This is a genomic window from Tardiphaga sp. 841_E9_N1_2 (assembly GCF_051811065.1).
Taxonomy (GTDB): Bacteria; Pseudomonadota; Alphaproteobacteria; order Rhizobiales; family Xanthobacteraceae; genus Tardiphaga; species Tardiphaga robiniae.
In genome coordinates, this window is record NZ_JBPWQC010000001.1 from 1,805,154 (window position 1) to 1,831,093 (window position 25,940).

Sequence of the window (25,940 nt, forward strand, 5' to 3'; positions counted from 1 at the left end):
GTTCAAGTTGAGCTCAGCCCCTGCGCATGGGGCTGGGATACGGCTTCGCCGACTTCGCGCCGTCACGCCAGCGACCCGGCGCTATTCCGGTCACGCGCTTGAAGGCGCGATTGAAGGCCGCTTCGGAGTCGTAGCCGACATCGCTGGCGATGACGGCAAGGCTGTCGGCCCCGGTTCGCATGCGCTCCGCTGCCAACTGCATCCGCCAGCTGGTCACATATTCGATCGGAGCCTGGCCCAACACCTCGTTGAAGCGCTCGGCGAGCACCGTGCGCGACGTGCCACATTCGCGGGCCAGATCGTCAACCGTCCAGCGATGGCCCGGGTTGCCATGGACATGCCACATCGCACGCCCGAGCACGGGATCGTTCAGTGCTGCGAACCAGCCATGCGCGCTGGGCGGCAATCCCGCAGCGTAGCGACGCAGCACCTCCACGAACAGCAGCTCCATCAGCCGGCCGAGCATGATCTCGCTGCCGGGCGTCGCATCTTCGGTCAGTGAGAGAATTTCGCGCACTGTCGTGGCGAGAAGCGCGCTCACCTTGTCGTCGCCGGCGCGATCGATCAGCATCGGTGGCAAGGTCCGAAAGACCGGAGAATGCAGTAGCTCCGACGATTCGATGAAGCCGCAGACCATGCGGGTCTCCCGCCCTCCGCCGCCATGCTCGATCGTCCACATGCCGGATAGCGGACCGGCCCGCACCAGTTCCATCGCGGAACACAACTCCGCGCCGTCGCCGCTGTAGAACCTGTGCGTGTCGGCAAACGGCATCAGCAGAACGTCGCCCGCGGCAATGGTGCCTCGCTCGCCACTGGCGAGTTCGACGGTGCATTCGCCCGCCGCGATCAAATGAAAAATGCTGATATGGCGCAAATGCGCCATCGGAGTGCGTTCGTCGAAATGTTTCGGGCTAATGAGGCCGAACGGCTCGGTCAGGCTGGCGTTCAGAAATACCGATCCGCTGAGCCGGATCGACCGCAGCATAGCTGCGAGCAAATCCCCACCGCGATCAATATCCGGCGTCGCTGCAAATGATGGCGGTGTCTCGATCATGCGAGGTCCTGAACCTCCGACCATCGTCCGCTGCCCCAACCATGCGCGGCATATGGCGTCGCATTGTATCCGATGGAGACGATGATGATCAAGAAACGGCTGTCCAAAGCCGCCGATCGTAGCTTCCGGTTGATTGCAGCACTGTTGATGCGGCGCGCCATTGCGCGGCTGATCAGCATCGACGACAGATCGCTATCCAAGGCAGGATTATCACGCGCCGCGGTGGCCGAGTTCCTCGAGAGTCCGCTTCAAACCGACCCGCACCGCTTCTTTGGTAGCAAACATGCGCAGCGCGATGTGCAAGACGTCGATACCGCTCTTGTGTCGGGTCAAGTGTCGCTGCCCCAACCGGACCCGACTCAACATCTCGCAGATGAATCGATCGCTTTCGACAGCCATCGCGCGCAGATCGATACGCTACACCGGGGAACCATCATGCGTGCGATCCGACAAATGGTGAGCTTCCGCATTCGGATACTTACAGCTGGCGTGCTCGTCGCCGTCGGCGCCCTGAGTGCCTGCTCCGGCAGCCTGCCCGATCACAATGCGGCACAAATCCGCCGTGATCAGCCTGCGCGCTGTCAGCTGCGGCCGAATCTCATTCGTCTATCGCCGATCACGCCGTCAAGCGAGCGTGTGGCCGAGGCATCTCTCTTCCCCAGCCAGCCGCGCAGCAGGCAACCCGAAGCGCGCGCCGGTCCTCCCGGACGGACTGGCTAAGGCAACGCTTACGCTTGGTTCAAATCGACAAGACAACCAGCAAAGGATAGTTCCATGACCCGCTTCATTGCACTCCTCTACGGGCTCGTGTCCTACGCGGTCTTCTTTATCACGATCCTTTACGCCATCGGTTTCGTCGACGGAATGATGGTACCAAAAGACATCAACGCCGGAACGCAGGTTCCGTGGCTGGAAGCTGTGCTCGTCAATCTCGCTCTGATGTCGCTGTTTGCAATCCAGCACAGCGTCATGGCGCGGAAGTCGTTCAAGCAGTGGTGGACGCAATATGTCCCGGCTTCGGTCGAGCGCAGCACCTATGTGCTGTTCGCGAGCCTGAGCTTGTTGCTACTATTCTGGCAGTGGCGCCCGATGCCGGCGATCGTCTGGCAGATCGACAATCCACAACTGGCCATCGCCATGACGGGGCTTTCCCTGTTCGGATGGGTCCTCGTCTTCACCAGCACGTTCCTGATCAACCATTTCGAGTTGTTCGGCGTGCAGCAGGTAGTGCAGAATCTGTCTGACCAGAAGCCATCTGCGCCGGTGTTTCGCACGCCGCTCTACTACAAATTCGTGCGTCATCCGATCTATCTCGGCTTCGTCATCGCCTTCTGGGCGACGCCGCTCATGACAGTCGGACATCTGTTGTTTGCGGCCGTCACCACCGCCTACATCTTCGTCGGGATCTTTCTGGAAGAGCGCGATCTGGTCGAGCTGTTCGGCGACGACTATCGCCGCTACCGCGATCGGGTGTCGATGATCCTGCCGTGGCGCAAATCAGAGCGTCCGCCTACGCAGAGGCACGCCAATCCGTTCGGGCTCAGCGGCGAGCGATAGGACACAAAACGGAAACGCCGGATCGCGTGCACCGCGATCCGGCGTTTTTTTTGCTGGCTGATCAGTTCGGTCGCTTGCGCTTATGCGCGAAGGGATTAGCCTTTTCGCGCAGCGTGATGCGGATTGGCGTGCCCGGCAGGTCGAACGCCTCGCGCAGCGTATTGGTCAGATAGCGCAGATAGCTCGTCGGCACCGCATCGGCGCGCGAGCAGAACACCACGAAGCTTGGCGGCCGTGCCTTGTTCTGGGTGACGTAGTTTAGTTTCAGCCGGCGACCCGATACCGACGGCGGCGGATTCTTGTCGATTGCATCCTCGAACCAGCGATTGAGGCCTGCGGTGGGAATGCGGCGATTCCAGACCGCGTAGGAATCCTGTATTGCCTTCATCAGCCGTTCCACGCCCTCGCCCATCAGGCCGGAGATCGCAACGACCGGCACCCCCCTTATCTGCGGCAACAAGTGATCGGCATCGGTGCGCAGCGCGCCAATCTGGCCGCCCTGCTTCTCGACCAGATCCCATTTGTTGACCGCAAGCACCAGCGCGCGTCCCTCACGCTCGACCAGATCGGCGATGCGCAGATCCTGCTCCTCGAACTTGTTCTGCGAGTCCATCATCAGCACGACAACTTCAGCGAAGCGCACGGCTCGCAGTGTATCGGCAACGGAGAGCTTCTCCAGCTTCTCCTCGATACGCGAACGGCGACGCAGGCCGGCGGTATCGAAGATGCGGAAGTCGCGGCCCTTGTAGTTGAGCTCGACCGAAATGCTGTCGCGTGTGGTGCCGGCTTCCGGCGAGGTCAGCAGGCGCTCTTCGCCGAGCAGATAGTTGATGGTCGTCGACTTGCCGGCATTGGGGCGGCCGACGATAGCGACGCGGATCGGCCGCGTCTCGATCTCTTCTTCGGGAATGATGACGTCGTCGTCGTCGAATTCTTCCGGCTCTTCGACCGGCTCCGGCATCAGCACGCGCAGCGCGTCATAGAGCTCGCCGAGGCCTTCGCCGTGTTCGGCGGAGACCTGGATGGGATCACCGAGACCCAGCGCATAGGATTCCATCGCGCCGACTTCGCCGTGCTTGCCCTCGCTCTTGTTGGCGAGCAGCAGCACCGGCTTGTTGGCGCGGCGTGCGAAATCCGCGAAGGCGCGGTCGTTCGGCGTCAGGCCCATGCGCGCATCGATGACGAAGAACAGCGCATCGGCCAGTGCAATCGCCGTCTCGGTCTGTTCCTGCATGCGCGCGGTGAGCGAGCCCTTCGGGCCTTCATCGAGACCGGCGGTGTCGACCAGTGTGAATTCGAGATCGCCAAGCTTGCCCTCGCCCTCGCGGCGGTCGCGGGTGACGCCTGGGGTGTCATCGACCAGCGCAAGCTTCTGCCCGACCAGACGGTTGAACAGCGTGGACTTGCCGACATTGGGTCGGCCGATGATGGCAATGGTATAAGACATAGGTGATCCGTGCGCCCTTTACGGACAGCCTGTCAATGAGAGGGCGCGCGAACTCAGCGCGAGAAACTGCCCGACGGCACTGGTGCCGGGAATGGTGTGGTGGCCTGCTGGGCCGGCGCGGCTGCTGCCGGCTCATCCGGCGGCGGCGCGGTGGTGCTGCGGCGGCGGGCGACCTTCTTGCCTTGCGGCGGAGGCGGTGCGGCAGCTGTACTGCCTTCCTCTGTCGGCGCGGCATCGGGATCGGCGGGCGCTGCGCCGTCCTGACGGACGGTGCCGACCTGAACAGAGCCACGGCTCTTCGCCTTGCGGCCCTTCGGCTCTGGCGCGCCCGGCGGCGGCTGCAGTGGGGCGGCTGCGACGGGCGCAGCCTCCTGCGCGCGCTGGCGCTCGACATTCTCCTTATAGAGATCGCGCGGCACGCCCTGCTCAAGACCGGGGACGCCGTCGGGGAACACCGGCTTGCGGTCGCCGGGCAGCTTCTTCTTGGTGTCCAGGAAGTCGAGCATGTCGGACGGATCCCAGCCGGTCATACTGCCGCAGCCCGCGAGCGCGCTGGACAGCGCGATCAGGACGGCGGCGGAAACGAGGCGTTGCATCGGGCGCATGGACGACTTCTCACTCAACTCGTGATCTGAACGATCGGCTTCAGGTCAGCTTTAATTCGGCTCTTGTCTTGCTCAGCTTTTCGCCGCGGGCGGCAGCAGCGCCTGCAGTGCTTCGGCACGGGTGCGCAGGCTCGCCGGCGTCTCCGCATCGTTGGACATCATGTCCAGCCACTGCCGCGTCGCCACGGCGTTGTTGGCCTTCCATGCCGACAGCGCCAGCAGCTCGCGCGCCGAATGGCGATAGGTGCTGGTATTGGTCGTCGCCGGCTCCAGGCGGGTCTGCATCGCCTCATAGGGCGTGGTCTCCAGCAGCAGGCTGCCGGCGCGGATACGCGCGAGATCCTGCTCGGGTGCTGGAACGGTGCGATCGGCGATGATGTCGTCATAGAGCTTCACGGCAGCCTGCGGATCGCGCGAAGCAGCCTCGGCAGCGGCGCGCAGACGCGCCAGCGTACGGTAGCCGGACGGCGCCTCGGCAGCGAGCTTGGTGAAGGCGGCTTCCGCCTCGGCATGCTTGTTCTGCTCGGCCAGCTCGACCGCGCGGTCGAACGCCGCACCGGCCACGGCGGCCTTCTTGGCCTCGAGATAACTGTAGCCACGCCAGCCGCCGACGCCGACCACGATCAGAATCGCGACTGCGATGATCAGGAGCGAATACTTCTCCCAGATCTTCTTGAGCTGCTCGCGACGCAGGTCTTCGTCGACTTCATTAAATAATTCAGACACTTAAAGGTATCCTGTCCCCGATGGGCCGCGCTCACCCCGAGCGGCGCCGGGCATATACGCTCCGGCATGGCGGCGGCGATACCCTAGCGTTATGGCGCTGGCAAGGCAAAGCCAGCGCGATCAAAGCGTTATCCCGAAATGCTTAATTTCGAACCGATGCCTTTTAGGCCCGTCAGTTCATGCCGCCAGCGCCGCCGCTGGTGCGGCCATTGGCATTGGACCCGGCGCTGTTGTCGCCAAAGGCTGAGTTGGCGTTGTTGCCGCCCAGCGCCGCATTGCCGCGGGTGTCGTTAAGCGGGTTTGCGACCGGACGCGGCTCCTCGACGCGATAATGGGGCTTCCGCTCCTTTTTGGCCGGCTCCGCGTGCGAAACCGCGGGAAGCAGCGCCAAAACGGCGACAAAGCTCAGGAATTTCAAGGCCTTCATCATCAACATCCTTCGCATTGCCCCTGCATTTCAACCCCGACCGGGCCGCAAAATTCCCGCGGAAATCCTGCGGCCGTCTTGCGTCAAACTTGCGTCAGCCCTTCTTGCCGCCATAGACATGTTCCGGCCCCGGAAACGCGCGCGAACGCACATCGGTTGCGTAACCCTCGATGGCGGCCTCGATCATCGGGCCAAGATTGCCATAGCGCTTGACGAACTTCGGCACCCGCGCCGACAGGCCGAGCATGTCTTCGAGCACCAGCACCTGACCGTCACAAGCCGGGCTCGCGCCGATGCCGATGGTCGGGATCGGAATCGTCTCGGTGATCTTTCGCGCGAGCGGTTCGGCGACTGCTTCGATGACGACGGAGAACGCACCGGCCTGCGCGACAGCAATCGCATCGTTCTGAATTGGCCCCGGCACGTTCTCACCGCGCGCAATCGCTTCGGCCTCTTCCTTGCCCTGCGAGCGGAACGAACCGAGCGCTGCGATCGACTGCGGCGTCAGACCGATATGCGCCATCACCGGAATGCTGCGCTCGGTGAGGAAGGCGATGGTCTCGGCCATGCGCGCGCCGCCTTCCAGCTTCACGGCGCCGCAATGGGTCTCTTTCAGGATGCGCGCGGCAGAATGAAACGCCTGTTCCTTCGAGGCTTCATAGGAGCCGAACGGCATGTCGACGACGACCAGCGACTGCTTGGAGCCGCGCATCACCGCGTGGCCCTGCAAGATCATCATCTCCAGCGTCACGGGGATTGTGGTCTCGAAGCCATGCATCACATTGCCGAGCGAGTCGCCGACGAGGATCACGTCGCAATAGCGATCGACCAATGAGGCCGTATGCGCATGATACGAGGTGAGCATCACGATCGGCTCGCCGTTCTTGCGCGCGAGAATATCCGGTGCGGTCTTGCGCTTGATGGCTGACTGAACTGACATGAACTTAAGCTCCGAACACGGGAACGCCGATCACCACCGGATGGAAGGCGAAACCCAAAGCGATATAGGCGACGACGCCGACCGCGACCGCAATCGCATCATTCATCGGACCGCCCACCGGGATCGGCGGACCGCCGGCGTCAGCGCGATGTTTCATCGAGATGCGATCGATCACCGCCCAGGCCAGGAAGGATCCGAACAGGATGATCGAGCCGAGATCGCCATTGGCGAGCAGATGCGCGGCGGCCCACAGCTTGATGCCGGCGAGCATCGGATGTTTCAGCGTGGTGTAGATGCGGCCGCGGATATAGGACGCGGTGACCATGATCACCGCCGGCAGCATCAGGGCGACGGTGATGTGCTTCATGGCCAGCGGCGGCGTCCAGACATTAATCCAGCCGGTCGCGCGATATTGCGCGAAGCCCCAGATGATCAGCGCGAGGCCGACGGCCGAGATCAGCGCAAAGCCGAGCTTGTAGACGCTCTCGCCCAGACGCGCGATCAACTGCGCGCGCGCCTCGCGCCTGATGATGAACAGGTGAATGCCGAGAAACAGCATGAGGCCGAGGATCATCACGATCAGTCCCATGATGTTCAGTCCTCTCGCCCGGGCGGTTGCGTGCCGGATGGGTTGCCCGCCCTGAAATTCCCACTATGGTCCCGCCCGGCCAGCGGATTTTAGCCGCCTTTGGCGCCGGTCAGATGGTTTCCGGGTATCACTTTTCAGGGGACGCACGCAATGCTGCGAAACGACACGACACCTGCCCGCTTTCGCCTTGCGCTCGCAGCGCTGTTGTTCGCGACGCTGCCCTTCGCAGCGCACGCGCAGGCGCCCGTCTGGCCGCCCAAGCTTGTTCGCATCATCGTGCCGTTCGGCGCCGGTGCGAGCCCGGACATCGTTGGTCGCGTGCTCGCCGACAGTCTGCAGACGCGGCATCCCGGCACCAATTTCGTGGTGGAGAATAAGCCCGGCGCCTCCGGCAATATCGGCACCGACGCCATCGCCAAATCCACACCGGATGGTTCGACCATCGGCATCTCGCTCGGCGGCCCGCTCGCCATCAACACGCTGCTGTTTGCCAAGCTGCCCTACAATCCCGACACCGACATCGCGCCGATCACGCTGCTAACGCAGCTCCCGAGTGTGCTCGCGGTGCCGACCAGCCTCGGCGTCAACACCGTCGCGGAATTCCTCGCCAAGGCCAAAGCCGATCCGAAGGGCCTCGGCTACGGCTCGATCGGCGTCGGCACGCTGTCGCAGCTCTGCATGGAAGCGATCGCGCAAAAGGCCGGCGCCAACATGGTGCACATCCCCTATCCGTCGTCACCCGCGGCGACCACCGCGCTGATCCGCGGCGACGTGCAGGTCGCGTGCCTCCCCGCCATCGGCGTGACGCCGCAACTCGCCACCGGCGCCGTAAAAATCCTCGCCGTCACCACTGCGAAGCGCTCGCCGTTCCTGCCGGACGTGCCGACACTCACCGAGAGCGGCATCGACGTGCAGTCCGACGCCTGGAATGCGCTGGTCGGCCCGGGCGGGCTATCGAAGGATGTGGTGGCGACGATCAATGCCGAAGTGACGCAGACGCTGGCCGAGCCTGCCGTGATCGAGAAGCTGAAGCTGCAGCTCATCACGCCGTCGCCGACCACGCCGGATCAACTCCGCAAGCGCATGGCCGATGAGAAGGCGCTATGGGCCGAGGTGATCAAGGCGGCGAAAATCAGGATCGATTGAGGGACTTCCTAACCTCTCCCCGCCCCGCGCGAAGCGAAGCTTCGCTAGGCGGGGCGAGGTAAGAAAGACCGTCACACGAACCGGCAGTTTCGCGCGGTTTGCGCCATGCCGGACGACGACGAGGTCGGAATGCTGTAGCTCGCCTCGCTCGGCGTTTGGCCGCGTGCAGGGATGATCACCATGCCGTGGTCCTTCACCGAGCCCTTGGCGTTGGTTACCGTGACGTCGATGCCGCAGGCGATCTTGCGGGCGCAGTTGTTCTCGAAATCCATCTTGAACGAATACTTGCCGTTGTCCTGCCAGAACCCGACATACTTGTCGCCGACGCAGGCCTTGGCTTCCTCGGTCCAGTTGTCGGGCTCGGGCCAGAACAACAGCACGCTGCCGCCGGTGAGCGCTCCGACAGCGCCAACAATCGTCGCAATCAATACGAACCTGCGTCCAAACATCGCCGCCTCCGGAGTGGTTTCCCCTTCGTCGCAGCGGGTGGCGCAGCGGTTCACTCTCTTAACCTCTCCCCGCTCTGCGCGGGGAGAGGTCGAAACGCGTGCGCAGCGCGTGTTTCGGGTGAGGGGCATGCCACAAAGCCAGCCACCAAGAAGCACCCTCGGATCTCGATACTGCAGACCCGAGATTCCGCGTCCTCCCCCCGCCATTCAAGGCCCCTCACCCGGAGCCGTCGCTACGCGCCGACTCCGACCTCTCCCCGCAAATGCGGGGCGAGGTTAGGAAGCAGCTTACTTCCCGGACTGCTTCTCCAACTCCCGGTTATCGACATAGCGGATCATGATCGGCCGCCCGGCGACCGCGCCGCCAAGACCCTTGGTGAGTTTTAGCGGCAGGCAGCTATGGAGCGAGGCATTGATGGCCTTGAGATAGGTGTCGCGCGTGTCCTGCGGCGCATCCTTGCTGGCAAAGGTCACGCGCGGCGGCGCGATCGGCGTGCCGGCCGTGTTGAACGAAAACATCACCGACATCTGCATGCCCGCACGCGCACTCTCCACCGCGGGCGGCGACCAGCACGACCGCAAGGTGGCGAACAGGTCACCGATCGTATCGAGATCATGATCAGGCCGGCGGTAGAGAGCCTGCTGATCACCCGGCGGCACGCTTAGCACCGTGACCTGCAGGTTTTGCCCGATCGGATAATCGATCTCGGGAATGCACGGCCCGTGATCGAACACGCTGCAGGTGGACGGCGTGCACGGCTCGCCATCGAGCACGCTGCACGGCCTGTGCGAAAACGGCACTGCATCGCCGGCGCGTAGCCGCCGCGCCTCCGCCTGCCCGGCGAATGCCGCCAACACGCCGACGATCAACAGCAACGTGAGGTTCCGTGTCATTCGGACACCTTTGCAAATGCTCCCTCACCTGAAATGATACAGGCGTGTGGCGTCATCAAGATCGGGATGGGTCACAACCGCACGAGCAGACCAACAAACGGAACGCCGGCCGAACGACCGATTGCAGACATTGTTGCGCCTGTGCGCAGCCCGGCACCACACGTCGTCGTCACACCCCAACCTCAGGAGACCGACATGAGCAGTCCCCAGGTGCATCGTGATACGTCCGTCACCATGAAGCTCGAAATCGTCGTCATTCCCGTGTCGAATGTCGACACAGCCAAGAGCTTTTACGCAAGCCTCGGCTGGAGACTCGACGCCGACTTCGTGGTCGGCGACGACTATCGCGTGATCCAGTTCACGCCGCCGGGTTCGGATTGCTCGGTCATCTTCGGCAAGAACGTCACCGCCGCGACGCCGGGCTCGGCGCAGGGTCTGTATCTGATCGTCTCCGACATCGACGCGGCCCGTGCGGACCTGCTCGGCCGCGGTGTCAAGGTGAGCGACGCCTTCCACGCCGAAGATGTCAATGTCGGGCCGGACGAGCCCTATTTGTTCGGACGGCTTCGGATGAATGGCCCGGATCCCGCGCGGGCCAGCTATCGCTCCTTCGCATCATTCAGCGACCCGGACGGCAACGGCTGGCTGTTTCAGGAGATCACCGCGCGATTGCCGGGACGCATCGATGCCAGTGCCACGACGTTCAACTCATCCACTGACCTTGCAGCCGCCTTGCGGCGAGCGGCGATCGCCCATGGCGAACACGAAAAGCGCACGGGCGGCAAACATGACGAGAACTGGCCGGATTGGTATGCCGACTATATTGTGCGCGAGCAGACCGGCGAGTCATTACCGACATAGCGACCGTACTGCACAGCACATGGAATACATCGCAACTGAATCGTCTGACGCAAAGCTGGATGACTCACCCCATACTTGCGGAACGAATTCGACGTCAGAGCCGGGCGCCGTCCTGGCTCTGCAGCTGCGGAAGCGCGTATCCGGATCCAGCGACTGGCGCGTCGGCAGAGGCGCTTAGCGTGCGGGAAATCGTGCGGTTGCGACCGGTCCGCTTCGCTTCGTAAAGTCGCCCATCGACCCGTTTGTACAGGCTCGGCCAGCTATCTCCCGGCTGCAACGTCCCCACGCCGAAGCTCGCAGTGACCTGCCTCGCTCCACCCGGGACGGCAAAGCTGTTCTGCTCGATCGCGATCCTCAACCGTTCGGCATAATCAACCGCTTCCTGTTCGTCCGTATCCGGAAGGAACACTGCAAATTCCTCGCCGCCCAGCCGCCCGACGATGTCGCGTTTGCGCGACGCGTTGCGCAGCATTCGCCCCACCTCTCCGAGGACATCGTCCCCGACGTCATGGCCGAGGGTGTCATTGATGCTCTTGAAGTTGTCGATGTCGCACAAGGCGAGCGCAGCACGGCTCGGTCCGTGTTTGCGCAGATGGGCGGATACCCGTTCTTGAAAGCCGCGCCGGTTCAGGATGCCGGTCAACAGATCGAGATCGCGTTCGCGACGAAGATCGTCGATCATGTCGGACACCGCCGCGGCGAGGATGGCCAGCGCCAGACCGGCGCCGAGCACGGCGAGCGAAAGCTGGAGTGCTTGCCAAAACATCGAATTGCTGAACGCGGTTCTGTCGATCGGCGCGGAAAATCCGACAGTCAGCATGGTTCGCGGAAAAAAATGCAACCCGAACAGCAACAGCACCCAGAACAGAGCCCGATCGACATAAGGCCCGCGCGCCAATGCGGTGAGCCGCCCCGCTGCGATCAGCATCAGGAGGCCGTAGCCGAAATTCTGGATGTAGACCCGGGCGATGAGACTGCGATCGATATAAAAGAAATAGGCGAGCAGAAGAACGAAGCCGGCAAGGATCGCCATATCGATGACCGGACCGAGCCCCTTCCCCGAACGCACCAGAATGCCCTCCACGGCGGCGATAACCGCCGACGTGTAGAGCGCGCCCGAGACGATGGCATTGGGCCCCGCGCCGGGCGGCCAACTCAAAATCTGCGACATCGCACCGAGGGCAAACAGGACGCACGCGCTGGCCAGTAAGAGCAGGTAGTTGCGCTTCTTCTCGACGAGCCACGCGCAGACGAAGGCAGCTCCGAAGACAAACAATATTCCCGGCGTTATCAGTTGGAGCGTAGTTCTGACGATGACCCCATTCATCTCGCTCAAACTTTCCAATAGGCCCAGGTCGTCGTGACGCACGGCTTGGGCACCGGTACCTCGTAGCCAGAGAACACTATCAAATTTGACCGGAAATGCCTCAAATGCGAGTCGATTGACGGGAACCGGGTTCGTCACGCCCGACGTCAAAAGCCGCGAATACATCGTCAGCCGCCCGGCTCACAAGGGAAGATGGATGGCCGGGTCATCTCGCGAAGCCGCGCTTTGCGCTTTGCACAGCCAAGACGTGGGGAGAGTCTACCGCCCAACTCATACGTCATACACGGGCTTGACCCGCGTACCCATCTTCCCCGACAAAGCCTCCACACAATACGCAGCGCCGTTGCGCATTCATCAAGAACAAGACCGTTCACAACTGCGCGAACAGACCGCGGAGGAACTGCCAGCCATGACCACACCCAAGACACCGGCGCATCCGTTCGAGCGCAGCCACTCCATCGTGATCGCGGCTGCGCCGGAAGCTGTGTTCGACTACGTCACCAATCCCAAATCATGGCCGCAATGGCTGCCCTCCTCGCACGACATCGAGTGCGAGGATCGCCCGATGCGTTTCGGCGACACGTTTCACGAACACTGGTCGACGCGGTCGGGCCCGGTCGCGCTGGACTGGCTTGTGATCGCCTGCGAACGCCCGCGTCTGTGGATCGGCCTGACGCATATGAGCGTCACCGGCCCGATCGTCGTGCAATATGTCTGCGCCGAGGTCGATGGCGGGACGAAGTTCACGCGTACTGTGCGCAACCCCGCGCGGCCGAAGGCACCAACAGCGGAAATGATTGCGCGGATCGACGAGGAAGCGGAGTTGGGATTAGGGAACATCAAAAGGATTGTGGAATCCGGCACCTGAGGCTGTGCCTCAAGGTCGTACGAATTTCGTATCCAGTCCGCGACAACTATGTTGGGGGCAGCGACCGATTGCGTTGCTTCATCCCACAAGATTTTCTGACACGCCTAGCGCTCAGGAATCTTTCTTTAAGAGTTCAGCGATACGGTTCTCTCAAGCGGTTCATGTATTGCGTACCGCTAGCAGGTCAAGATCCGCCGGAGCGACCCGGCGGATCGTCCTTGCTCTGTCGGGAGGCAGCTGCGTCGGCCTACGAAAGGCCGAGGTCAACGCGTCGCCCCTCTCCCTGCCGGTGTTCGACTACGTCACCAATCCAAAATCATGGCCGCAATGGCTGCCCTCCTCGCACGACATCGACTGCGAGGATCGCCCGATGCGCTTCGGCGACACCTTCCACGAACACTGGTCGACGCGGTCGGGCCCGGTCGCGCTGGACTGGCTGGTGATCGCCTGCGAGCGCCCGCGGCTCTGGATCGGCCTGACACATATGAGCGCCACCGGGCCCATCGTGGTGCAAGATGTCTGCACCGTCGTGGATGGCGGGACGAAGTTCACGCGTACTGTGCGCAACCCGGCACGCGGATCGATGAGGAAGCGGAGTTGGGACTGGGGAATATCAAGAGGGAGGTGGAGGAGAGCTTGGGAACAAGGCCCTATCTTTAGCCTTCGTAGCGAGATACCTTTTTCTGGAATATTGTGATCGTCAACTCCCGCATAACGGCGCTGCGACCAATGGTGTGTTTGGCATTCTGGAATGTGAAAGGCACAAACGCCGCTCCTGTGATTTCAGAGCTTTGCGCTGAAAATGCGATAGATATTTTGTTCCTTGCCGAGAATTCGATCGATATTCCCAAGCTGCTTCGTGAGCTTAATCGCAACGCGCCGCAAACTTATATTTCGCCATTCAATCCATCGAGCAAGATTTCGATCCTCACGCGATATCCCCTAGATTCACTAACCTTGGTGAGCGACGATGCGGGAATCGCCATCCGTCATTTGAAGCCCCCGATTGGCATTCCACTTCTACTTGTCGCAGTGCACCTGCCGAGCAAGCTGCATCGCTCCGACGCCGAACAGACCATTCATGCATTGCGGATTGCCTCAGCGATACGAGCCGCGGAGATGCAAACGGGCAACGCGAACTCAGTCGTGATGGGCGATTTCAACATGAACCCATTTGAGGACGGGATGGTCGCGGCAGATGGCTTGCATGCCGTTATGGATCAAACTCTCGCGAGATCCCTTGACAGGGTCGTTGATGGCACCGCGAGGAGCTTCTTCTACAATCCAATGTGGAGCCGTCTCGGCGACGAATCCGAAGGCCCACCGGGCACTTACTTCAAACGCGGCGGTCAGATCAGCCTATTTTGGCACACATTTGACCAGATACTGTTAAGGCCGTCGCTTCTGGACTATTATTCGAAATCCGATCTCCGAGTGGTTACACGAATTGGCGATTTGGATCTACTCAAGGGATCGCAGATCAATACATCAATCTCAGATCACCTTCCGATCCTGATCTCGCTAGCGGTCGAAAGAGGAACCATATCATGACTGACCTTTGGGGCGAACTACCTACTGCTGCCGACGTAAAGTCCCCTCATGCGATCTTGTTAGAACAAGCCAATGCTCTCCAAGACAAGACAGAGGGTCTCCTCGTTGGCCGAGTGACGCGTGATACCGTCAATAGTGAATTCATGTCGCGGTTGGCAATCGTCGCTCCATCTCTAAACAACTACTCGTATTCCGTTGCAACCGTCGTCTATCCTGTCAATTTCTATCCATTGCGAGCCGTCAGCAATACAACGGGAGATTGGGCCGACTTGCCCGATGAAAAGTCCTATATTGCTTGGCTGCAAGCCGAACTTACGTCTGCGCACATGAGAAAAGTAATCGCTGGACTGCGCGCTGAAATTCAGGCGGATTACGTCTAACGCGCAGGGTGGGCAAATCACGGCTGTGAGCGCTGGAGCGTGAGGTTTCCCACCCGTCTCTAACCTCTTCGCGGTTCGATCCACCCACTGCACGCAGGTGCCCTTGAGGGAGGAAGAAGAAGGTCTTACCCCTGCTTCTTCACGTCCTTGATATCAGAGAACACGATCCCCTCCGCCCGTTCCTTGGTGTAGTTCAGATAGAAGTCATTCTTCGCCAGGAACACCGGATCGCCGTCGACATCGTCCGCCACGCCGGAATTGTTGTTGGACATGAAGGCCTCGAGCTTCTTCTTGTCGTCCGACGAGATCCAGCGCGCCAGCGAAAATTCCGAGACTTCGAAGCTGACCGGCAACTGATACTCCGCGTCGAGCCGCGCCTTCAGCACGTCGAGCTGCAGCGGGCCGACGACGCCGACCAGCGCCGGCGCGCCGTCGCGCGGGCGGAACACCTGCACGACGCCCTCTTCCGACATCTGCTGCAAGGCTTCTTTCAGCTTCTTCGCCTTCATCGCATCGCCGAGGCGCACCCGGCGCACGATTTCCGGCGCGAAGCTGGGCACACCGATGAAGGTGATGTCCTCGCCATCGGTCAGCGTGTCGCCGATCCGCAACGTGCCGTGATTGGGGATGCCGACCACGTCGCCGGCATAGGCTTCGTCGGCGATGGCGCGGTCCTGCGCGAAGAAGAATTGCGGCGACGACAGCGACATGTTCTTGCCGGTACGCACCAGCTTGGCCTTCATGCCCCTTGTCAGTTTGCCCGAGCACAGCCGCGCAAAGGCGATACGGTCGCGGTGGTTGGGATCCATGTTCGCCTGGATCTTGAACACGAAGGCCGACATCCGGGGCTCGTCGGCCTCGACCTTGCGCAAATTAGATTCCTGCGCGCGCGGCGATGGCGCAAAACGGCCGAGACCTTCGAGCAGATCGCCGACGCCGAAATTGCGCAGCGCGCTGCCGAAATAGACCGGCGTCATATGGCCTTCGCGGAACGACTGCAGGTCGAACGGCTTGCTCGCTTCCTTCACCAGTTCGAGTTCGTCGGCGACCTCGCTGGCATCGAGATTGGGGTTGCGGCCGGCCAGATCGGCGATCTTGATCTTCTCGGCTGCGCCGGTCTTGGCGCCGCCGCCCTCTAACAGGCGGATGCCACCGGTCTCGATGTCATAGGTGCCCATGAAATCGCGGCCGCGGCCGACCGGCCAGTTGATCGGCGTGGTGTCGAGCGCCAGCGTCTTCTCGATCTCGTCCAGCAGATCGAACACGTCGCGGCTCTCGCGGTCCATCTTGTTGACGAAGGTGATGATCGGGATGTCGCGGAGGCGACAGACCTCAATCAGCTTCAGCGTGCGCGCCTCGATGCCCTTGGCGGCATCGATCACCATGACAGCCGAGTCGACCGCGGTGAGCGTGCGATAGGTGTCTTCCGAGAAGTCTTCATGGCCCGGCGTGTCGAGCAGGTTGAAGACGTGGCCCTGGAATTCGAAGGTCATCACCGAGGTGACGACGGAGATGCCGCGGTCGCGCTCGATCTTCATCCAGTCAGAACGCGTGTTGCGGCGCTCGCCCTTGGCCTTGACCTGGCCAGCCAGATTGATGGCGCCGCCGAACAGCAGCAGCTTTTCGGTGAGCGTGGTCTTGCCGGCGTCAGGATGCGAGATGATCGCGAAAGTGCGGCGGCGAGCGACCTCAGTGGCAAGCGGGGAACGCGCGGCTGAGTCGGCGGAAAGGGCGATATCGGACATAAACGTGCCTGTGGCAGGGAAAACGGGCGCAATCAAGGGATTTTGGGCGGGAAACTGGCCGAAGTGGCGACCATCGGCCGCGTTGCGATCCGGCTGCGTGGGTCCCATATAACCCCTGCGAGGACGACCTCCAAATCATCATCATCCGCAGGGACGGCCCTGCCTGTTTACAGGGGTCATCCCATGGCTTGGCTATTGTTGTTCGTTGCGGGTCTGCTTGAAGTCGGCTGGGCCGTCGGGCTTAAATATACCGAAGGCTTCACCCGCCTCGTCCCCTCCGTCCTCACCCTCATCAGCATGACTGCGTCCGTCGGCATGCTCGCCCTCGCCCTCAAGGAACTGCCGATGGGAACCGCCTATGCGGTGTGGACCGGCATCGGCGCGGTCGGCACCGCGGCGCTGGGCATGTACCTGTTCGGCGACCCGGCAACGGTGGCGCGGATCACCTGTATCGGGTTGATCGTGGCAGGCATTGCCGGGCTGAAACTGGTGTCGTGACCTGCTTCAGATAAAGCTCAGATGCAGCAGCTTCACGATCCACCAGGTCGCGGCGGCGACGATCGCCGCGGCCGGGATCGTGATCACCCAGGCATAGACGATCGAACTCGCCACATTCCAGCGCACCGCTGAGACACGACGCGCCGCACCGACGCCGACGATCGCGCCGGTGATGGTGTGCGTGGTCGAGACGGGAACGCCGAGGAACGTCGCCGCGAAGAGCGTCGCTGCACCACCTGTCTCCGCGCAGAACCCCTGCATCGGCGTGAGTTTGGTGATGCGCAGGCCCATGGTGCGAACGATGCGCCAGCCGCCCATCAGCGTGCCCAGCGCCATCGCCGCCTGACATGACAGCACGACCCAGAACGGCACGGAGAACTCGGTGCCGAGGTGGCCCTGCGAATACAGCAGCACCGCGATGATGCCCATGGTCTTCTGCGCGTCGTTGCCGCCATGGCCGAGCGAATAGAGCGAGGCCGAGACGAACTGCAGAATGCGGAAGGCGCGGTCCACGGCGAAAGGCGTCGAGCGCACCGAGGCCCATGACACGATGGCCACCAGCACCAGCGCCAGCAGGAAGCCCACCAACGGCGACAGCACAATCGCCAGCAGCGCCTTGGACAGCCCGGTCCACAAGGCTGCCGAGAGTCCTGCCTTGGCGACACCTGCCCCGAGCAAGCCACCGATCAACGCATGCGACGAGCTTGAGGGAATGCCGAGGCCCCAGGTGATCACGTTCCAGACGATGGCGCCCATCAGGGCCGCAAAGATCACCGCGGGATCGATGACGCTGGGCTCGATGATCCCGGTGCCGATGGTGTTGGCGACATGCAGACCGAACACCAGGAAGGCAATGAAGTTGAAGAATGCCGCCCACAGCACCGCATATTGCGGCCGCAGTACGCGCGTCGAGACGATCGTCGCGATCGAATTGGCAGCGTCATGCAAGCCGTTGAGAAAGTCGAACAGCAATGCGATGGCGATAAGGCCGATCAGCACCGGAAAGGCGAGCGTGGCGTCCACCTGATGGCCCTGCCTTATACTTGTTCGATGACGATGCTGTTGATCTCGTTCGCGACGTCGTCGAAGCGGTCGGCCACCTTTTCAAGGTGCTTGTAGATCTCGGCGCCGACCACGAAATCCATGGTGTTGGCGTCACGATGCTTGAGAAAAAGCTCCTTGAGCCCGATGTCGTGCAGATCGTCGACGCGGCCTTCGAGCTTGCCGACTTCCTCGGTGATCGCGGTGAGCAGACCGACATTGTCGCCGATGGCGCTCATCAGCGGCACGGCGCGGCCGACAAGGTTGGCACATTCCACCAGCAGCGTGCCGATCTCGCGCATCGGCGGCTCGAACTGGCGCACCTCGAACAGCATCACCGCTTTCGCCGTCTGCTGCATCTGGTCGATGGAATCGTCCATCGCCGTGATGAGGTTCTTGATGTCGACGCGATCGAACGGCGTGATGAAAGTGCGGCGAACGGCGGTCAGCACCTCGCGGGTGATGGCGTCGGCGTCGTTCTCGAACTGGTTGACACGCTGGCAGTAGACCGGCGTCTCGTCGCCGCCTTCCAGCATCCCCGCAAGCGCCTTGGAGCCCTCGACCACGGTCACTGAATGGCGGGCGAACAGGTCGAAAAACCTTTCCTCCCGGGGCAGAAAGGACCGGAACCAGCGCAGCATCATCTCATCCAACTGTCAGGAAAACGCAGCGACCGGACCGCCAGATGGCGGACATGGTCCCGCGGGGCCACCGCCGGCGGCCCTGTGTCACACGGATGTCATAAAGCATTTCCGGCCAAGACGGGCAATCACGCACCTTTTAGGCCCGGTCATCCACCGCTTTATGACAGCCTGCTTTTCCTGAGGCAGTGCCTGGATTTAGAGCGACCGCTTGAAGTAATGCGCGATTTCGCCGATGACGCCGCGGCGCAAGGTCGGCCCAACCGTTGACGGCGCTACGCCTTGTGGGCGACCCAGCCCCTGAACGTGAACCCCGCATAAAACAGGGCAACGTCGGTGAAGCCTGCGTCCCACAGCAGGGCTTCGTCCTGCTCCGGCGACAGCAGCGGCAAGCGTTCGCCGATCGCCGAGATCGCATTCTCCGCATTGGCGGCCAGTACGCCGGATGCCGCCGCAAAAGCTGCGTAACGGGACAACCATCTGGCCTTTTCTCTGTCGTGCTGGGGAAAGCTGTGGTGGGCGACGACGAAGGGAGCGCCCGGCTTGAGCCGCCGGTGCACCTCGGCCAGCGTGCGTCGACGCTCCTCCTCCGGGATGAAATGCAGGGTCAGGATGCAGGTCGCCGCATCGAACGGCCCCTCGGGCGCGCCGTCTATATAGCCTTCATGGAGATCGACGCGTGACGCGAGCGGACCGAGCGTGCGCTTGGCCAGTCCCAGCATCTCGGCCGATGGATCGACGCCGCAAAAGCGCCATCCGGGGTGCGTCTCGGCAAAGGCCTTCAACTCCAGCCCACCACCCGCGCCAAGCACGAGCACATGGGCGTCATTCGGTGCCCGTTCCGCAAGGAGAATACGCGCCATCTGCAGCAGGCCGAGGAAGCCCGGCACTTGCCGCACCGGGCCTTCCGCATAGCGTGCCACTGCCTCCGGGTCGGAGAAGTATGACAACGGTGAACTACAGCGACCGCTTGAAGTAATGCGCGATTTCGCCGATGACGCCGCGGCGGAAGGTCAGCACGCAGACCACAAAGATCACACCCTGGATCACCGTCACCCACTGGCCGAAGCCGGCGAGATATTGCTGCATGGCGATGATCACAAAGGCGCCCACCACAGGCCCGAACAGCGTGCCGAGGCCGCCGACCAGCGTGATCAGCACGATTTCACCGGACATGCTCCAATGCACGTCGGTGAGCGAGGCGTTCTGTGCCACGAACACCTTCAGCGCGCCGGCGAAGCCCGCAAGCGTGCCGGACAGGATATAGGCCAGCAGCTTGTATTGATCGGTCTTGTAGCCCAGCGACACCGCACGCGGCTCGTTCTCACGGATCGCCTTGAGCACCTCGCCGAAGGGCGAGTTAATGGCGCGGTAGATGATCAGGAAGCCCAGCGTAAAGCCGGCCAGGATCACGTAATACAGCGTGATCGGCTTCGAGAGATTGAACAGGCCGAACAGCGTGCCCTGCGGAATGCCCTGGATACCGTCTTCACCATGGGTGAACGGCGTCTGCAGATAGACGAAGTACAGGAGCTGCGACAGCGCCAGCGTGATCATGGCGAAGTAGATGCCCTGACGACGAATGGCGATCAGGCCAGTGACGACGCTGAGCGCAGCGGCGGCGACGACACCGACGACGATGCCGAGTTCGGGCGTCAGGCCCCACACTTTCAGCGCATGCGCCGTACAGTAGCCGGCGGTGCCCAGGAACATCGCGTGGCCGAAGGACAGCAGACCGCCATAGCCGATCAGGAGGTTGAAGGCACAGGCGAGTAGCGCGAAGCAGAGCGCCTGCATCACGAAGAACGGATAGACGCCAGTGAGCGGCACGACCAGCAACAGTGCGGTCATGATCGCAAAGGCGACCATCTCGTCTTTGACGGTGCGACGGGGTGACGGAATGGCGTTTTCAGTGATCGTTGTCATATCAGGCAGCCCGTCCCGTCAGTCCGGAAGGTTTCACAAGGAGCACCAGCACCATCAGCACGAAGACGACGGTGTTGGAGGCCTCGGGGTAAAAATACTTGGTCAGACCCTCGATGATGCCGAGGGCGAAACCGGTGATGATGGAGCCCATGATCGAGCCCATGCCGCCGATCACGACGACCGCAAACACGACGATGATCAGGTCCGCGCCCATCAGCGGGCGCACCTGGTTGATCGGCGCCGACAGCACGCCGGCAAGTGCCGCAAGACCGACGCCGAGACCGTAAGTCAGCGTGATCATCAGCGGCACATTGATGCCGAAGGCGCGGACCAGCGTCGGGTTTTCGGTGGCGGCGCGCAGGTAGGCGCCGAGCCGCGTACGCTCGATCAGGAACCAGGTCGCGATACAGACCACCAGCGAGAAGATAACGACCCAGCCGCGATAGATCGGCAGGAACATGAAGCCGAGATTCATACCGCCCTTCAGCGCATCCGGGATCGCGTAAGGCAGACCCGACGAGCCGAAATAATTCTGGAACACGCCCTGGATGATCAGCGCCAGACCGAAGGTCAGCAGCAGGCCATAGAGATGATCGAGATTGGCGATCCATTTCAGCATGGTGCGTTCCATCACCATGCCGAACAGGCCGACCGCCAGCGGCGCCAGGATCAGCGCCGGCCAGTAACCGATGCCGGCCAGATTGAGCAGGAAGTATGCCGCAAACGCGCCCATCATATAGACGGCGCCATGGGCGAAATTGATGATGTTCAGCATGCCGAAGATCACGGCGAGGCCGAGACTTAACAGCGCATAGAACGAGCCGTTGATGAGTCCGACCAGCAATTGCGCAGACAGGGCCTGTAGATTGATCGACATGTTGTTCTCAACTCTTATCGCAGGAAAGTCTTGGCCCGGCAGAGTGACGCCGCCGGGCCAACGATCTTATTTCTTCAGCAGCGCGCAGGTGCTCTTCTCGATCGGTGTAAAGGCCTGATCGGCCGGCACTGTACCGGCAAGCTTGTAGAAATCCCACGGCGCCTTCGATTCCGACGGCTTCTTCACTTCGAACAGATAGCCTGGGTGAATCTTGCGGCCATTGGCTTCGATCTTGCCCTGCCCGAACAGCGGATCGTCGGTCGGCAATTCCTTCATCTTGGCAACGATCTTCGCGCCATCATGCGGATTGCTGCCGAGCGCTTCCAGCGCCTTGAAGTAGTGGATCAAGCCGGCATACACACCCGCCTGCACCATCGACGGCGGAGCGCCGTTCTTCATGCGCGCTGCGAACTTCTTGGAGAAGTCGCGGGTCTTGTCGTTCAGGTCCCAGTAGAAAGTCTCGGTGAAGCTGAGGCCCTGTGCGGTTTCAAGACCGATCGCCTTGACGTCGGTGATGAACAGCAGCAACGCCGCGAGCTTCTGACCACCCTTGGCGATGCCGAATTCAGCCGCCTGCTTGATCGAGTTGGTGGTGTCGCCGCCGGCATTGGCCAGACCGATGACCTTGGCCTTCGACGACTGCGCCTGCAGCAGGAAGGAGGAGAAGTCCGCGGTGTTGAGCGGATGCTTGACGCCGCCGACCACCTTGCCGCCCGAGGATTTGACGACTTCCGAGGTATCGCGCTCCAGCGCGGCACCGAAGGCGTAGTCGGCGGTGAGGAAGAACCAGCTGTCACCGCCGGCCTTGACCATCGCCTGCCCGGTCGAATGCGCGAGCATGTAGGTGTCGTAGGTCCAGTGCACGGTGTTCGGCGAACACTGCGCATTGGTGAGATCCGACGTCGCGGCGCCCGAATTGATGTAGACGCCGTTCTTCTCCTTGACGATGTTGTTCACCGCCAGTGCCACGCCGGAATTCGGTACGTCGACGATGGTGTCGACCTTGTCGACGTCGAACCACTGCCGCGCGATGTTGGAGCCGATATCCGGCTTGTTCTGGTGATCGCCGGAGATGATGTCGATCTTCCAGCCCTTGGCCATCAGACCGGAGTCCTCCGCCGCCATCTGCGCAGCCAGGGTCGAGCCCGGGCCGCCGAGATCGGCGTAGAGACCGGACTGATCGCTGAGTGCGCCGATCTTGACAGTCTTGTCCTGGGCCATGACGACGCCCGCCATGGCCAGCGAAAGCGCCGTGCCGAGAAGCGCGGTCGAAATCTTGTTTTTCATGACTTCCTCTCAATGATTTGGACGACGGGCTTCTAAATTAGGTCTTCTTCAAAAGCGGACAAGCACTCTTGTCGAGCGGCGTGAAGGCCTGATCGGCAGGGATCGTCGCCACCAGCTTGTAGTAATCCCAGGGTCCCTTCGACTCCTCTGGCTTCTTGACCTCGAACAGATAGGCCGGGTGCAGCTTGCGGCCGTTCGGCTGAATCGTGCCCTTGCCGAAGATGATGTCGTCGGTCGGGGTCGCCTTCATCTTGTCGACGATCTTCAATCCGTCATGGGAGTTGCCGCCCATCGCGTCGAGGGTCTTGAAGTAGTGGATCAGCGATGAGTAGACGCCAGCCTGCACCGTGGTCGGCATGGCCTTGTTCTTCGCGCGGTCCTGGAACCGCTTGGAGAATGCACGGGTACCGTCGTTGAGATCCCAATAGAAGGTCTCGGTCAGGTTCAGGCCGTTGGCAACCGGCAGACCGAGCGAATGGACGTCGGTGATGAACATCAGAAGGCCGGCCAGCTTCTGGCCACCCTTGACGATGCCGAATTCTGACGCCTGCTTGATCGAATTGATGGTGTCGCCGCCGGCATTGGCGAGGCCAATGACCTTGGCCTTGGATGTCTGTGCCTGCAGCAGGAACGACGAGAAGTCGGCAGTGTTGAGCGGCGGACGGACGCTGCCGAGCACCTTGCCTCCGACAGCGTTGACGGCGTTGGTGGTGTCGCGCTCGAGCGCCGTCCCGAAGGCGTAGTCCGCGGTCAGGAAGAACCAGGTATCGCCGCCGGACTTGGTCAGCGCCGTGCCGGTGCCGTTGGCGAGCTGATAGGTGTCGTAAGCCCAGTGAATGGTGTTCGGCGAGCACTGCGCGTTGGACAGGTCCGACGTTCCCGAACCCGAATTCAGGTAGACGCCGTTCTTTTCCTTGACCACGTTGTTGACGGCGAGACCGACCGACGAGGTCGGCACGTCGACGACGACGTCGAGCTTGTCGCGATCGTACCACTGACGCACGATGTTGACGCCGATATCGGGCTTGTTCTGGTGATCTCCGACCAGCACGTCGATCTTCCAGCCCTTGGCGACCAGACCGGAGTCCTCGACCGCCATCTGCGCGGCAAGCACCGAGCCCTGCCCGGTGATATCGGCATAGAGGCCGGACTGGTCGTTCAGCACGCCGATCTTGGCGGTCTTGTCCTGGGCGAACGCAAGCGAGCTTGCGCTCATCATCAGCGCAAAACCCAGCAGCGACGTCGAAACGACTTTTTTCATTCTGTGCTCCCTACCCGTATTGATGGTTGTGTCTATCGTCGGACCGTTGGCTCGGTCCGTTATTCGATATTAGACGCCGAGATACGTATGCAGCTTGTCCATATTCGCCGAGAGCTCGGAATTGGCGAAGCCATCGATGATCTTGCCGTGCTCGACGATGTAGTAGCGATCCGCCACCGTGGCAGCGAAACGGAAGTTCTGCTCGACCAGCAGGATGGTGAAGCCCTCCGACTTCAGCCGCGCAATGGTGTGGCCGATCTGCTGGATGATGACGGGCGCCAGCCCCTCGGTTGGCTCGTCCAGCATCAGGAAGCGCGCGCCGGTGCGCAGAATGCGCCCGATCGCCAGCATCTGCTGCTCACCGCCGGAGAGTTTTGTCCCCTGGCTGTTGAGACGCTCTTTCAGATTTGGAAACAGCTCGAAGATCTGATCCAGAGACAACCCGCCCGGCCGGATCGTCGGCGGCAGCATCAGATTCTCTTTCACGTCGAGGCTGGAGAAGATGCCGCGTTCTTCCGGACAGAATGCGATGCCCTGCTTCGCGATCTTGTCCGACGAGGTCTTGATGATCTCGTTGCCTTCGAACTTTATCGAGCCGGTGCGCTTGCCGATGATGCCCATGATGGACTTCAGCGTCGTGGTCTTGCCGGCGCCGTTGCGACCGAGCAGCGTGACGACTTCGCCCGGCTTCACGTTGAAATTGATGCCGTGAAGAATGTGCGACTCGCCATACCAGGCTTCGAGATTCTCGATGCTGAGAATTGGATTGCCAGTTGCTGCAGTCGTTGCCGGTGCGGCCATTGTGATCTCAGCCATGCCCGGCTCCCAGATAAGCTTCCTTGACGCGCTCGTCCTTGGTCAGATCGGCGTAGCTGCCTTCCGCAAGAACCTTTCCGCGAGTCAGAACGGTAATGATGTCCGACAGATTGGACACGACGCTGAGGTTATGTTCGACCATCAGGATGGTATACTTCGCCGAGATGCGCTTGATCAGCGCTGCGATCTTGTCGATGTCCTCGTGGCCCATGCCGGCCATCGGCTCGTCGAGCAGCATCATCTCGGGATCGAGCGCCAGCGTAGTGGCGATCTCTAATGCCCGCTTGCGGCCATAGGGCATTTCCACGGCGGGCGTATTGGCAAATTCGCTGAGGCCGACATCGTCGAGCAGTTCAGCGGCGCGTTGATTGTACTGATCCAGCACGCTCTTGGACCGCCAGAAGTCAAACGACGATCCATGCTGGCGCTGCAGTGCAACACGGACATTCTCCAGCGCCGTCAGATGCGGAAACACCGCGGAAATCTGGAACGAACGTACGAGGCCAAGGCGCGCCACGTCGGCGGGCGCCGTCGCGGTGATGTCCTTGCCCTTGTAGAAAATCTGGCCGGCGGACGGCTGCATGAACTTGGTCAGCAGATTGAAACACGTCGTCTTGCCGGCGCCGTTAGGGCCGATCAATGCGTGAATGGTGCCGCGGCGAACTTTGAGACTGACATCGCGGACTGCGAAAAAGCCCGCAAATTCCTTGGTCAATCCGTTGGTTTCGAGAATGAACTCATCGGTCAAGCAAATTTCCCCCATCGACCTTCCCGGCGTGTGTCTCCGCCAGTGGCCAACTTTTTGCGTAGCCACATTTCGGGGAAAACTGAAAGTCATCCCCGCGCGGCCACATCGAGTGGCGCGAATATGCCGTCAACGCGACGGCGAACGCAAGGTGCAATGCGGCAGAATTGGGTGGACTGCCTGTCGCACTGACTTCGCCCTTAGTCGTAGGCAGTTAGCCCCCTGCGCATGCAAAAAGCAGAGTCCGCCTGCGATCGGTCCACCGTGCAGAACGCGCCATCT

General features: G+C 61.7%; 29 protein-coding genes. 8 read left to right on the forward strand and 21 right to left on the reverse strand.

Features of this window, described 5'->3' with window-relative positions:
* Window positions 1-13 precede the first annotated feature (13 nt).
* The gene (locus AB8A50_RS08610) at window positions 14-1,054 is read right to left on the reverse strand and encodes an AraC family transcriptional regulator (protein WP_439077412.1); all 1,041 of its coding nucleotides are present in this window, start codon (window positions 1,052-1,054) and stop codon (window positions 14-16) included.
* Window positions 1,055-1,138: 84 nt separating this feature from the next.
* Here AB8A50_RS08610 and AB8A50_RS08615 point away from each other — a divergent pair, with 84 nt between their 5' ends.
* Window positions 1,139-1,774 carry a hypothetical protein gene (locus tag AB8A50_RS08615; protein ID WP_439077413.1) on the forward strand — a complete coding sequence of 212 codons (636 nt, stop codon included), beginning with the start codon at window positions 1,139-1,141 and terminating at the stop codon, window positions 1,772-1,774.
* Between the two features lie 54 nt (window positions 1,775-1,828).
* Entirely contained in the window at window positions 1,829-2,611 is a 783-nt protein-coding gene (gene mddA, locus AB8A50_RS08620) for a methanethiol S-methyltransferase (protein ID WP_439077414.1), read from the forward strand.
* A gap of 61 nt (window positions 2,612-2,672) precedes the next feature.
* On the opposite strand, the gene der is transcribed toward mddA, so the two are convergent.
* The 6 genes from der to AB8A50_RS08650 form a co-directional block, all read right to left on the reverse strand.
* Window positions 2,673-4,058, reverse strand: coding sequence for a ribosome biogenesis GTPase Der (gene der / locus AB8A50_RS08625; RefSeq protein WP_439077415.1), 1,386 nt, complete (start codon window positions 4,056-4,058; stop codon window positions 2,673-2,675).
* Window positions 4,059-4,111: 53 nt separating this feature from the next.
* Window positions 4,112-4,663 (reverse strand): hypothetical protein, encoded by a 552-nt coding sequence (locus AB8A50_RS08630; RefSeq protein ID WP_231080448.1) that lies wholly within the window; start codon window positions 4,661-4,663, stop codon window positions 4,112-4,114.
* Window positions 4,664-4,735: 72 nt separating this feature from the next.
* Window positions 4,736-5,389 (reverse strand): tetratricopeptide repeat protein, encoded by a 654-nt coding sequence (locus AB8A50_RS08635; protein WP_068731023.1) that lies wholly within the window; start codon window positions 5,387-5,389, stop codon window positions 4,736-4,738.
* 172 nt (window positions 5,390-5,561) lie between these two features.
* Window positions 5,562-5,822 (reverse strand): hypothetical protein, encoded by a 261-nt coding sequence (locus AB8A50_RS08640; RefSeq protein ID WP_175366173.1) that lies wholly within the window; start codon window positions 5,820-5,822, stop codon window positions 5,562-5,564.
* 88 nt (window positions 5,823-5,910) lie between these two features.
* Complete coding sequence (gene panB, locus AB8A50_RS08645; RefSeq protein ID WP_439077416.1) at window positions 5,911-6,756, reverse strand: 3-methyl-2-oxobutanoate hydroxymethyltransferase; 846 nt, start codon at window positions 6,754-6,756, stop codon at window positions 5,911-5,913.
* Window positions 6,757-6,760: 4 nt separating this feature from the next.
* Window positions 6,761-7,345 carry an NnrU family protein gene (locus AB8A50_RS08650; RefSeq protein ID WP_439077417.1) on the reverse strand — a complete coding sequence of 195 codons (585 nt, stop codon included), beginning with the start codon at window positions 7,343-7,345 and terminating at the stop codon, window positions 6,761-6,763.
* Between the two features lie 150 nt (window positions 7,346-7,495).
* Here AB8A50_RS08650 and AB8A50_RS08655 point away from each other — a divergent pair, with 150 nt between their 5' ends.
* Window positions 7,496-8,491 carry a Bug family tripartite tricarboxylate transporter substrate binding protein gene (locus AB8A50_RS08655; protein ID WP_439077418.1) on the forward strand — a complete coding sequence of 332 codons (996 nt, stop codon included), beginning with the start codon at window positions 7,496-7,498 and terminating at the stop codon, window positions 8,489-8,491.
* Window positions 8,492-8,562: 71 nt separating this feature from the next.
* Here the strand turns inward: AB8A50_RS08655 and AB8A50_RS08660 are convergent, their stop codons facing one another.
* Together AB8A50_RS08660 and AB8A50_RS08665 are read right to left on the reverse strand one after the other, a co-directional pair.
* On the reverse strand, window positions 8,563-8,940 hold the full coding sequence (locus AB8A50_RS08660) for a hypothetical protein (RefSeq protein WP_439077419.1): 378 nt from the start codon (window positions 8,938-8,940) through the stop codon (window positions 8,563-8,565).
* A gap of 288 nt (window positions 8,941-9,228) precedes the next feature.
* Window positions 9,229-9,834 carry a hypothetical protein gene (locus tag AB8A50_RS08665; RefSeq protein ID WP_120292259.1) on the reverse strand — a complete coding sequence of 202 codons (606 nt, stop codon included), beginning with the start codon at window positions 9,832-9,834 and terminating at the stop codon, window positions 9,229-9,231.
* Window positions 9,835-10,029: 195 nt separating this feature from the next.
* On the opposite strand from AB8A50_RS08665, the gene AB8A50_RS08670 reads away from it, so the two are divergent.
* Window positions 10,030-10,695, forward strand: a complete 666-nt coding sequence (locus AB8A50_RS08670) for a VOC family protein (RefSeq protein ID WP_439077420.1) — start codon at window positions 10,030-10,032, stop codon at window positions 10,693-10,695.
* Between the two features lie 94 nt (window positions 10,696-10,789).
* Here the strand turns inward: AB8A50_RS08670 and AB8A50_RS08675 are convergent, their stop codons facing one another.
* Complete coding sequence (locus tag AB8A50_RS08675; RefSeq protein ID WP_244558274.1) at window positions 10,790-12,187, reverse strand: GGDEF domain-containing protein; 1,398 nt, start codon at window positions 12,185-12,187, stop codon at window positions 10,790-10,792.
* A gap of 244 nt (window positions 12,188-12,431) precedes the next feature.
* On the opposite strand from AB8A50_RS08675, the gene AB8A50_RS08680 reads away from it, so the two are divergent.
* Window positions 12,432-12,890, forward strand: coding sequence for an SRPBCC family protein (locus AB8A50_RS08680; RefSeq protein WP_089264632.1), 459 nt, complete (start codon window positions 12,432-12,434; stop codon window positions 12,888-12,890).
* A gap of 297 nt (window positions 12,891-13,187) precedes the next feature.
* On the opposite strand, the gene AB8A50_RS08685 is transcribed toward AB8A50_RS08680, so the two are convergent.
* Window positions 13,188-13,442 carry a hypothetical protein gene (locus AB8A50_RS08685; protein WP_439077421.1) on the reverse strand — a complete coding sequence of 85 codons (255 nt, stop codon included), beginning with the start codon at window positions 13,440-13,442 and terminating at the stop codon, window positions 13,188-13,190.
* 177 nt (window positions 13,443-13,619) lie between these two features.
* On the opposite strand from AB8A50_RS08685, the gene AB8A50_RS08690 reads away from it, so the two are divergent.
* Together AB8A50_RS08690 and AB8A50_RS08695 are read left to right on the forward strand one after the other, a co-directional pair.
* The gene (locus tag AB8A50_RS08690) at window positions 13,620-14,441 is read left to right on the forward strand and encodes an endonuclease/exonuclease/phosphatase family protein (protein WP_439079945.1); all 822 of its coding nucleotides are present in this window, start codon (window positions 13,620-13,622) and stop codon (window positions 14,439-14,441) included.
* Window positions 14,438-14,821: a hypothetical protein gene (locus AB8A50_RS08695; RefSeq protein ID WP_439077422.1), complete on the forward strand. Its 384-nt coding sequence runs from the start codon at window positions 14,438-14,440 to the stop codon at window positions 14,819-14,821. The genes AB8A50_RS08690 and AB8A50_RS08695 overlap by 4 nt, the downstream gene beginning before the upstream one ends.
* A gap of 125 nt (window positions 14,822-14,946) precedes the next feature.
* Here the strand turns inward: AB8A50_RS08695 and AB8A50_RS08700 are convergent, their stop codons facing one another.
* Window positions 14,947-16,566: a peptide chain release factor 3 gene (locus AB8A50_RS08700; protein WP_439077423.1), complete on the reverse strand. Its 1,620-nt coding sequence runs from the start codon at window positions 16,564-16,566 to the stop codon at window positions 14,947-14,949.
* 183 nt (window positions 16,567-16,749) lie between these two features.
* On the opposite strand from AB8A50_RS08700, the gene sugE reads away from it, so the two are divergent.
* Window positions 16,750-17,064 (forward strand): quaternary ammonium compound efflux SMR transporter SugE, encoded by a 315-nt coding sequence (gene sugE / locus AB8A50_RS08705; RefSeq protein WP_093758260.1) that lies wholly within the window; start codon window positions 16,750-16,752, stop codon window positions 17,062-17,064.
* Between the two features lie 6 nt (window positions 17,065-17,070).
* On the opposite strand, the gene AB8A50_RS08710 is transcribed toward sugE, so the two are convergent.
* The 9 genes from AB8A50_RS08710 to AB8A50_RS08750 all read right to left on the reverse strand — a co-directional run bounded on the left by AB8A50_RS08710 (window position 17,071) and on the right by AB8A50_RS08750 (window position 25,661).
* Entirely contained in the window at window positions 17,071-18,087 is a 1,017-nt protein-coding gene (locus AB8A50_RS08710; protein ID WP_089263901.1) for an inorganic phosphate transporter, read from the reverse strand.
* Window positions 18,088-18,101: 14 nt separating this feature from the next.
* Window positions 18,102-18,746 carry a DUF47 domain-containing protein gene (locus tag AB8A50_RS08715; protein ID WP_089264630.1) on the reverse strand — a complete coding sequence of 215 codons (645 nt, stop codon included), beginning with the start codon at window positions 18,744-18,746 and terminating at the stop codon, window positions 18,102-18,104.
* A gap of 275 nt (window positions 18,747-19,021) precedes the next feature.
* Window positions 19,022-19,696 (reverse strand): class I SAM-dependent methyltransferase, encoded by a 675-nt coding sequence (locus tag AB8A50_RS08720; RefSeq protein ID WP_439077424.1) that lies wholly within the window; start codon window positions 19,694-19,696, stop codon window positions 19,022-19,024.
* 7 nt (window positions 19,697-19,703) lie between these two features.
* Window positions 19,704-20,672, reverse strand: coding sequence for a branched-chain amino acid ABC transporter permease (locus AB8A50_RS08725; protein WP_093758258.1), 969 nt, complete (start codon window positions 20,670-20,672; stop codon window positions 19,704-19,706).
* Between the two features lies 1 nt (window position 20,673).
* The gene (locus AB8A50_RS08730) at window positions 20,674-21,549 is read right to left on the reverse strand and encodes a branched-chain amino acid ABC transporter permease (protein WP_089263899.1); all 876 of its coding nucleotides are present in this window, start codon (window positions 21,547-21,549) and stop codon (window positions 20,674-20,676) included.
* Between the two features lie 66 nt (window positions 21,550-21,615).
* A complete protein-coding gene (locus AB8A50_RS08735; RefSeq protein WP_089263898.1) occupies window positions 21,616-22,836 on the reverse strand; it encodes an ABC transporter substrate-binding protein in 1,221 nt (406 codons plus the stop codon).
* A gap of 37 nt (window positions 22,837-22,873) precedes the next feature.
* Window positions 22,874-24,097, reverse strand: coding sequence for an ABC transporter substrate-binding protein (locus tag AB8A50_RS08740; RefSeq protein WP_089263897.1), 1,224 nt, complete (start codon window positions 24,095-24,097; stop codon window positions 22,874-22,876).
* 69 nt (window positions 24,098-24,166) lie between these two features.
* Window positions 24,167-24,913, reverse strand: a complete 747-nt coding sequence (locus AB8A50_RS08745; RefSeq protein ID WP_089263896.1) for an ABC transporter ATP-binding protein — start codon at window positions 24,911-24,913, stop codon at window positions 24,167-24,169.
* Window positions 24,906-25,661 (reverse strand): ABC transporter ATP-binding protein, encoded by a 756-nt coding sequence (locus AB8A50_RS08750; RefSeq protein ID WP_089263895.1) that lies wholly within the window; start codon window positions 25,659-25,661, stop codon window positions 24,906-24,908. The genes AB8A50_RS08745 and AB8A50_RS08750 overlap by 8 nt, the downstream gene beginning before the upstream one ends.
* Between the last annotated feature and the right edge of the window lie 279 nt (window positions 25,662-25,940).

Excerpts from the sequence above, each read along its gene's own strand:
- der (WP_439077415.1), bottom strand. The coding sequence starts at position 4,058 with ATGTCTTATACCATTGCCATCATCGGCCGACCCAATGTCGGCAAGTCC.
- AB8A50_RS08740 (WP_089263897.1), bottom strand. The coding sequence starts at position 24,097 with ATGAAAAAAGTCGTTTCGACGTCGCTGCTGGGTTTTGCGCTGATGATG.
- AB8A50_RS08670 (WP_439077420.1), top strand. The coding sequence starts at position 10,030 with ATGAGCAGTCCCCAGGTGCATCGTGATACGTCCGTCACCATGAAGCTC.
- AB8A50_RS08650 (WP_439077417.1), bottom strand. The coding sequence starts at position 7,345 with ATGGGACTGATCGTGATGATCCTCGGCCTCATGCTGTTTCTCGGCATT.
- AB8A50_RS08655 (WP_439077418.1), top strand. The coding sequence starts at position 7,496 with ATGCTGCGAAACGACACGACACCTGCCCGCTTTCGCCTTGCGCTCGCA.
- AB8A50_RS08615 (WP_439077413.1), top strand. The coding sequence starts at position 1,139 with ATGATCAAGAAACGGCTGTCCAAAGCCGCCGATCGTAGCTTCCGGTTG.
- AB8A50_RS08610 (WP_439077412.1), bottom strand. The coding sequence starts at position 1,054 with ATGATCGAGACACCGCCATCATTTGCAGCGACGCCGGATATTGATCGC.
- AB8A50_RS08715 (WP_089264630.1), bottom strand. The coding sequence starts at position 18,746 with ATGCTGCGCTGGTTCCGGTCCTTTCTGCCCCGGGAGGAAAGGTTTTTC.
- AB8A50_RS08745 (WP_089263896.1), bottom strand. The coding sequence starts at position 24,913 with ATGGCTGAGATCACAATGGCCGCACCGGCAACGACTGCAGCAACTGGC.
- AB8A50_RS08665 (WP_120292259.1), bottom strand. The coding sequence starts at position 9,834 with ATGACACGGAACCTCACGTTGCTGTTGATCGTCGGCGTGTTGGCGGCA.
- AB8A50_RS08725 (WP_093758258.1), bottom strand. The coding sequence starts at position 20,672 with ATGACAACGATCACTGAAAACGCCATTCCGTCACCCCGTCGCACCGTC.
- AB8A50_RS08700 (WP_439077423.1), bottom strand. The coding sequence starts at position 16,566 with ATGTCCGATATCGCCCTTTCCGCCGACTCAGCCGCGCGTTCCCCGCTT.
- AB8A50_RS08660 (WP_439077419.1), bottom strand. The coding sequence starts at position 8,940 with ATGTTTGGACGCAGGTTCGTATTGATTGCGACGATTGTTGGCGCTGTC.
- mddA (WP_439077414.1), top strand. The coding sequence starts at position 1,829 with ATGACCCGCTTCATTGCACTCCTCTACGGGCTCGTGTCCTACGCGGTC.
- panB (WP_439077416.1), bottom strand. The coding sequence starts at position 6,756 with ATGTCAGTTCAGTCAGCCATCAAGCGCAAGACCGCACCGGATATTCTC.
- AB8A50_RS08630 (WP_231080448.1), bottom strand. The coding sequence starts at position 4,663 with ATGCGCCCGATGCAACGCCTCGTTTCCGCCGCCGTCCTGATCGCGCTG.
- AB8A50_RS08695 (WP_439077422.1), top strand. The coding sequence starts at position 14,438 with ATGACTGACCTTTGGGGCGAACTACCTACTGCTGCCGACGTAAAGTCC.
- AB8A50_RS08690 (WP_439079945.1), top strand. The coding sequence starts at position 13,620 with ATGGTGTGTTTGGCATTCTGGAATGTGAAAGGCACAAACGCCGCTCCT.
- AB8A50_RS08730 (WP_089263899.1), bottom strand. The coding sequence starts at position 21,549 with ATGTCGATCAATCTACAGGCCCTGTCTGCGCAATTGCTGGTCGGACTC.
- AB8A50_RS08680 (WP_089264632.1), top strand. The coding sequence starts at position 12,432 with ATGACCACACCCAAGACACCGGCGCATCCGTTCGAGCGCAGCCACTCC.
- sugE (WP_093758260.1), top strand. The coding sequence starts at position 16,750 with ATGGCTTGGCTATTGTTGTTCGTTGCGGGTCTGCTTGAAGTCGGCTGG.
- AB8A50_RS08735 (WP_089263898.1), bottom strand. The coding sequence starts at position 22,836 with ATGAAAAACAAGATTTCGACCGCGCTTCTCGGCACGGCGCTTTCGCTG.
- AB8A50_RS08675 (WP_244558274.1), bottom strand. The coding sequence starts at position 12,187 with ATGTATTCGCGGCTTTTGACGTCGGGCGTGACGAACCCGGTTCCCGTC.